The organism is Kitasatospora sp. NPDC093558 (assembly GCF_040683475.1).
GTDB lineage: Bacteria > Actinomycetota > Actinomycetes > Streptomycetales > Streptomycetaceae > Kitasatospora.
Map to the genome: position 1 here is coordinate 1 of NZ_JBFBDY010000351.1, position 6,635 is coordinate 6,635.

The window sequence follows — 6,635 nt, forward strand, 5'->3', positions numbered from 1 at the left end:
CCGCCCCACCGAAGCGCTGACCACCGCACGAGCCCTCCCGCGGACGCTTCCGCGGGAGGGCTCGTGCGGAGACCGGAGCGGTTCCTACAGGTCGTAGTACAGCTCGAACTCGTGCGGGTGCGGGCGGAGGGCGATCGGGGCGATCTCGTTGGTGCGCTTGAAGTCGATCCACGTCTCGATCAGGTCGGGCGTGAAGACGTTGCCCGCGAGGAGGTACTCGTGGTCGGCCTCCAGGGCCTCCAGGACGGCCGGCAGGGAGGACGGGACCTGGGGGACGTTCGCGTGCTCCTCGGGGGCGAGCTCGTAGAGGTCCTTGTCGACCGGCTCCAGCGGCTCGATCTTGTTGCGGATGCCGTCGAGCCCGGCCATCAGCATCGCCGAGAACGCCAGGTACGGGTTGGAGGACGGGTCCGGCGCGCGGAACTCGATGCGCTTGGCCTTGGCGTTGGAGCCGGTGATCGGGATGCGGATCGCGGCCGAACGGTTGCGCTGCGAGTAGACCAGGTTGACGGGCGCCTCGAAGCCCGGCACCAGGCGGTGGTAGGAGTTCACCGACGGGTTGGTGAACGCCAGCAGCGACGGCGCGTGCCGCAGCAGGCCGCCGATGTAGTAGCGGGCGGTGTCGGAGAGCCCGGCGTAGCCCTGCTCGTCGTAGAAGAGCGGCGAGCCCTCGCTCCACAGCGACTGGTGGACGTGCATGCCCGAGCCGTTGTCGCCGAAGATCGGCTTCGGCATGAAGGTGGCCGTCTTGCCGTTGCGCCAGGCGACGTTCTTGATGATGTACTTGAACAGCATCAGGTCGTCGGCCGCGTGCAGCAGCGTGTTGAACTTGTAGTTGATCTCCGCCTGGCCGGCCGTGCCGACCTCGTGGTGCTGGCGCTCGACCTCCAGGCCGGACTTGGCCAGCTCCAGCGACATCTCGGCGCGCAGGTCGGCGAAGTGGTCGACCGGCGGGATGGGGAAGTAGCCGCCCTTGTACTTGACCTTGTAGCCGCGCACGTCGCCCTCGGCGGCGCCGGTGTTCCAGGCGCCGGCCTCCGAGTCGATGTGGTAGAAGGACGCGTTGGCGCTGGTGTCGAACCGCACCGAGTCGAAGACGTAGAACTCGGCCTCGGGCCCGAAGAACGCGGTGTCGGCGATGCCGGAGGAGGCGAGGTAGGCCTCCGCCTTCTTCGCGACGTTGCGCGGGTCGCGGCTGTAGGCCTCGCCGGTGACCGGGTCCTGGATGAAGAAGTTGATGTTGAGGTGCTTCTCGGCCCGGAACGGGTCGAGCCGGGCCGTGGCGAGGTCCGCGACGAGGGCCATGTCGGACTCGTGGATGGCCTGGAAGCCGCGGATGGACGAGCCGTCGAACATCAGGGTCTCGGACGGGTCGAAGGTCGCCGCGGGGACGGAGAAGTGCTGCATGACGCCTGGCAGGTCGCAGAAGCGGACGTCGACGAACTTGACGTCGTTGTCCTGGATGAACTGCTTCACTTCGGCGGCGTTGTTGAACAAAGCATCCTCCTCGGCGTGCGAATGCGGCTCACCCTAGGAATGGTCCGTTTCCGATCGGTGACCCGCTCGTTTCCTAGATGTTAACCACACCCGCCGAACGGGCGGCAAAGTCGTACGGTCCGGGGCAAAACGCCCCACCCACCTGCCCGTCCTCCGCGAAGTGGTCTGGACCACTTGGTAAGCCCGGGCGCCGGGATTCACTCGGTCGGGGAAGGCTCGCGGACGGCGGGGGAGCCGGTGGAGGCCCACGGTGTCAGCCCGGTTAGTGTGGATTCGTGGACACCAGAGAAGCGTTGGGATCGTGGATCGACGGCCCGAAGGCGGCCGCCGAGAAGATGGGCGCCGACTTCGGCTACCGCGGCGAGCGCCTCGGACTGCCCAAGGAGGGCCCCGGCTCGATCGCCGGCCCCGGCCGCCGGATCGGCGCCCTGTTCGTGGACGGCTGGCTGGTCTCCCTGGTCGCCTACGGGCTGCTGGGCAAGGGCACCGCGTCCTCGGCCAACCTGTGGACGACGCCGCTGTTCTTCGCCGTCACCGCGCTGCTGCTCGCCACGTCCGGCACGACGGTCGGCAAGCGGCTGTTCGGCCTGCGGGTGGTCCGGCTGGACGGCCGCCGCGCGACCGTCCCGCAGGTGCTCCTGCGCACGCTGCTGCTCTGCCTGCTCGTGCCGCCGCTGGTGTGGGACCGCGACACCCGCGGCCTGCACGACAAGGCGGTCGGCACCGTCGAGGTCCGGATCTGAGGTCCGGATCCAGGACGCAAGGCCCCGGAACGCCGAACGGCCCCGCTGCTCCTGAGGAGTGGCGGGGCCGTTGCGTGTCGACGGGGGGAGGGTCAGCGGGCCTGGCCGCCCTTGGGCATCCGGGCGCCCTTGGGCATCGGGCCCTTGGGGATCGGGGCCTTGGAGAGCAGGTCGCCCAGCGCGCGCAGGCGGTCGTTGGTCTCGGTGACCTGGGCCGGGGTGATGGCGCGGGGCAGGCGCATCAGGTGGATCTGCAGCTTCTTCAGCGGGATCTCGCCCTCGCCGTTGCCCACGACGATGTCGTGCACCGGCACGTCGCCGACGACACGCGCCATCTTCTTCTTCTCGGAGGCCAGCAGCTGGCGGACCCGGTTCGGGTTGCCCTCGCCGATCAGCGCGATGCCGGCCCGCCCGACGGCGCGGTAGACCGCGTCCTGGTTACGGGTGACGGCGACCGGGGTGGAGTTGGAGCTCCAGCCGCGCCGGATGTTGTTCAGCACCGCCGCGACGGCGCCCGGCTGCCCCTCCATCTGCCCGAACGCGGCACGCTCGGCCCGGCGCCCGAAGACGATCGCCATGGCCAGGAAGGCCACGATGAAGCCCAGGATGCCCAGGTACACCGGGTGGTCGATCGCGAAGCCGATGGCGAGGAACACGCCGAAGGTCAGCAGGCCGACGCCGGCGATGATCAGGCCGATCTTGGTGTCGACCTTCTTGGTCATGGTGTACGCCTGGCGGATCTGCTTGAGCCGCCCGGGGTTCTCGGATGTTTCCCTCGCCATAACGCTCATGGTACGTGGCACCGGTACGGGAACTCCAAGCCCGGGTACCCGTTCGCACCGAACCGTGACCCGTGTGCCTGGCCGCCGTCGCGGACAGCGACGAAATGCCCGCTTTCGTGCGCCCGGGGTGTCGCCGGCCGTCAGCTCCGGGCGGACTTCGCCCCCGCGCCGCCCGCCGCCGTCGGCGTGTCGTGGTGCCGGTCGGCCGCGTACCGGCGGTTCTCGCAGACCGCCGCCCAGGCGTTGCGCCGGGCGTGCCGCTGGCCGCCGGCCATCAGGACGCTCTCGGCGAACCGCACCGCGACTCCCACCGACCGGATCCGCATGCGCATCCCGGACAACTCCCCTCGTGACTGAGTGGCTGACTGGCTGAGTGGCTGAGAAGGATCGAACGACCGTAACGGGTCCATCGTCACCACCCCGTGTTACCAGCCCGTGACCTGGCAGTCAAAGTCCGGTGAAAACGAAAGGGCGGAGCCGGAGCTCCGCCCTTCCCATGGCTCAAACCGTTCGGAGCCGCCTGCCCGCGCTCAGACCGAGGCCTGCTCGCGCCGCTCCAGCGCCTGCCGGTACAGCCGGCCGGCCCGGTACGACGAGCGCACCAGCGGGCCCGACATGACCCCGGCGAAGCCCAGCTCCTCGGCCTCCTGCTGGAGCTCGACGAACTCGTGCGGCTTCACCCAGCGCTCGACCGGGTGGTGGCGCAGCGAGGGCCGCAGGTACTGGGTGATGGTGATCAGCTCGCAGCCGGCGCCGACCAGGTCGGCCAGCGCCTGGCTGACCTCCTCGCGGGTCTCGCCCATGCCCAGGATCAGGTTGGACTTGGTCACGAGCCCGGCCGCGCGGGCCTGGGTGATGACGTCCAGCGAGCGCTCGTAGCGGAACGCCGGGCGGATCCGCTTGAAGATGCGCGGGACCGTCTCGACGTTGTGCGCGAGCACCTCGGGGCGGGAGGAGAAGACCTCGGCCAGCTGCTCGGGCACCGCGTTGAAGTCGGGGATCAGCAGCTCGACGCCGGTGCGGCCGGCCTCGCGGTCGGCGGTCATCGCGTGCACCTGGCGCACGGTCTCGGCGTACAGCCAGGCGCCGCCGTCCTCCAGGTCGTCGCGGGCGACGCCGGTGATGGTGGCGTAGTTGAGGTCCATGGTGACGATGGACTCGGCGACGCGGCGGGGCTCGTCCCGGTCGAACTCGGCGGGCTTGCCGGTGTCGATCTGGCAGAAGTCGCAGCGGCGGGTGCACTGGTCACCGCCGATGAGGAAGGTCGCCTCGCGGTCCTCCCAGCACTCGAAGATGTTGGGGCAGCCGGCCTCCTGGCAGACCGTGTGCAGCCCCTCCTTCTTCACCAGCGACTGGAGGGCGTTGTACTCCGGGCCCATCTTCGCGCGGGTCTTGATCCACTCGGGCTTCCGCTCGATGGGGGTCTCGCTGTTGCGGACCTCCAGGCGGAGCAGCTTCCTGCCGTCGGGTGCGACAGCGGACACGTGCGACTCCTAGAACTAGACGGGGTACCCCCAGGGTACGCCTGTGGTTGTACGGCCTTCGCCGGGCAGGGCGCCCTGCAATCGCAGGGCAACCGAGCTACCGGCCAGTAGATTCCCCAGCTGATCCCCAGCTGATCCCCAGCCGATCCCCGGCTGGTCCACGACGATCCCCCGCTGTCGGGGAACGGCCGCCGGGTACCTCAACGGCTGAGCGCGGGCTCCGGCAGCTCGGCGAGGACCTCCGCGAGGTGCCGCTGGACCACGGGCAGCGCCGCGCCGACGGACAGATCGCGGCCGAGCTCGTTGGAGAGCGAGGTCACACCCGCGTCCCGGATGCCGCACGGCACGATCTTGTCGAAGAAGGTCATGTCCTGGGCGCAGTTGAACGCGAAGCCGTGCATCGTGACGCCGCGCGCGACGCGCACGCCGATCGCGGCGAGCTTGCGGTCGTCGCCGCGCTGTCCGGCGTTGGACGGCGCGTACTCGGGGCCGGCCAGCCGCGGGTCGATGCCCAGCGGCAGGCCCATCCGCAGGGTGAGCTTGCCGATGTCGACCACCTGGGCGGGGTCCACGACCGCGTCCGGGATGGTGTCGCCGAGCACCCAGACGCCGCTGCGGCCCTCGACCCGGGTGGTCCCCACGCCGAACTCGGCGGCGGCGCGGATCAGCGCCTCCTCCAGCCGGCGGACGTACGCGATGACGTCGATCGGGTCGGGCAGCTTGACGATCGGGTAGCCGACCAGCTGGCCGGGTCCGTGCCAGGTGATCTCCCCGCCCCGGTTGACCTCGACCACCGGCGTGCCGTCCAGCGGGAGGTCGGCCGGGTTGGTGCGCTTGCCCATCGTGTAGACGGACTGGTGCTCCAGCAGCAGCACGGTGTCGGGGATCTCGTCCGCGACCCGCAGCGCGTGCAGGCGCTGCTGCTCCTCCCAGGCCTCCTGGTAGGGCACCGTGCGCTCGCCTATGCCCAACGAAACGAAACGTACGTTCTCGCTCACCGTTTGCCGCTCCTTGCCGGGCGTTCGAGACCAACCTCGCCACTGTACGCCCAAGCCCGATCGGACCGTTCAGCCGTCCACCGGGCCGGGGCCCCACCAGGGCCTCACGCCTCCGCGAGCAACTGCAGCCGCAGCTCAACCGTCCGCCGGCAACTGCAGCCGCAGCTCAACCGTCCGCGAGCAACTGCAGCCGCAGCGCCAACTGCAGCTCCAGCGACCGCTCCGGCACGTTCCAGTCCCGCCCGAGCAGCGCCTCGACCCGGTCCAGCCGCTGCACCACCGTGTTCACGTGGACGTGCAGCTCGTCCTTGGCCCGGGTCAGGCTGCCCCCGCAGTCGAAGTACGCGCGGAGGGTGCGGACCAGCTCGGTGCCGCGCCGGGCGTCGTAGTCGAGCAGCGGGCCGAGCGTCGCGCCGACGAAGCCGTCCACGTCGTGCCCGTCGCCGAGCAGCACCCCGAGGAAGCCGAGCGCCCGCGCCGACGCGCCCTCCCCGGCGCGGCCGAGCACCCGCAGCGCCCGCAGGCAGCGCAGCCCCTCGGCGTACGACGCGGCGATCGCCGACGGGCCCGCGGCCGGGCGGCCCGCGCCGACGGTGACCGGGAACCCGGCCAGCCGGGCCAGCCGTTCGGCCGCCTGCCGGGCGGTCTCCTCCGGGTCGCCGCCGTCCGGCACCAGCAGGACGACAGCCTCGCCGTGCTCGGCGCCGATGCCCCGGGAGCCGAACAGGTACCGCCCGGCCGCGCCCGCGAGCCGGCCGCGGTCGGTGGCTGCGGCGCCGGCCGGTTCGGCGACCAGGACGAGGTGCGGGCGGCCGAGGTCGACGCCGAGCCGCCGGCCGCGCGCGGTGAGCCCGGCCGGGTCGCGGTCGGGGGCGGTCAGCAGGTCGGTGAGCAGTTCGCCGCGGACGCGGTTCTCGGTCTCTGCGACCGAGCGCCGCAGCAACAGGAGGAGCGCGGTGACCACGCCGGCCCGTTCGAACAGGCGCCGGTCGGCGTCGTCGAGGTCGGGCCGGCCGCGCAGGACCATCGCGCCGAGCGCGTCCTGCCCGGCGAGGACGGCGCACACCCACAGGCCGCCGTGGCGGACGGACCGGCCCTCGGCGCGCGACGCCGCGATCGCCCCGTCCAGCC

7 protein-coding genes are annotated in these 6,635 nt (G+C 71.3%); 1 reads left to right on the forward strand and 6 read right to left on the reverse strand.

The window, feature by feature from the left end; all coding sequences use genetic code 11:
• Positions 1-84: 84 nt before the first annotated feature.
• On the reverse strand, positions 85-1,497 hold the full coding sequence (gene glnA / locus AB0O00_RS26005) for a type I glutamate--ammonia ligase (RefSeq protein ID WP_363655640.1): 1,413 nt from the start codon (positions 1,495-1,497) through the stop codon (positions 85-87).
• A 275-nt stretch (positions 1,498-1,772) separates the two neighbouring features.
• On the opposite strand from glnA, the gene AB0O00_RS26010 reads away from it, so the two are divergent.
• The gene (locus AB0O00_RS26010; RefSeq protein WP_363655642.1) at positions 1,773-2,240 is read left to right on the forward strand and encodes an RDD family protein; all 468 of its coding nucleotides are present in this window, start codon (positions 1,773-1,775) and stop codon (positions 2,238-2,240) included.
• Between the two features lie 92 nt (positions 2,241-2,332).
• Here AB0O00_RS26010 and AB0O00_RS26015 read toward each other — a convergent pair whose 3' ends face one another.
• From AB0O00_RS26015 to AB0O00_RS26035, 5 genes are all read right to left on the reverse strand, one after another.
• Positions 2,333-3,022, reverse strand: a complete 690-nt coding sequence (locus AB0O00_RS26015; RefSeq protein WP_363655644.1) for a DUF4191 domain-containing protein — start codon at positions 3,020-3,022, stop codon at positions 2,333-2,335.
• A gap of 140 nt (positions 3,023-3,162) precedes the next feature.
• Positions 3,163-3,354 carry a hypothetical protein gene (locus AB0O00_RS26020; RefSeq protein WP_363655646.1) on the reverse strand — a complete coding sequence of 64 codons (192 nt, stop codon included), beginning with the start codon at positions 3,352-3,354 and terminating at the stop codon, positions 3,163-3,165.
• A 198-nt stretch (positions 3,355-3,552) separates the two neighbouring features.
• Positions 3,553-4,506 carry a lipoyl synthase gene (lipA, locus tag AB0O00_RS26025; RefSeq protein WP_363655648.1) on the reverse strand — a complete coding sequence of 318 codons (954 nt, stop codon included), beginning with the start codon at positions 4,504-4,506 and terminating at the stop codon, positions 3,553-3,555.
• A gap of 200 nt (positions 4,507-4,706) precedes the next feature.
• Positions 4,707-5,504, reverse strand: coding sequence for a lipoyl(octanoyl) transferase LipB (lipB, locus tag AB0O00_RS26030; protein WP_363655650.1), 798 nt, complete (start codon positions 5,502-5,504; stop codon positions 4,707-4,709).
• A gap of 166 nt (positions 5,505-5,670) precedes the next feature.
• Positions 5,671-6,635, reverse strand: a 965-nt coding sequence (locus AB0O00_RS26035) for a helix-turn-helix domain-containing protein (RefSeq protein ID WP_363655652.1), incomplete at its 5' end; no start/stop codon positions are given.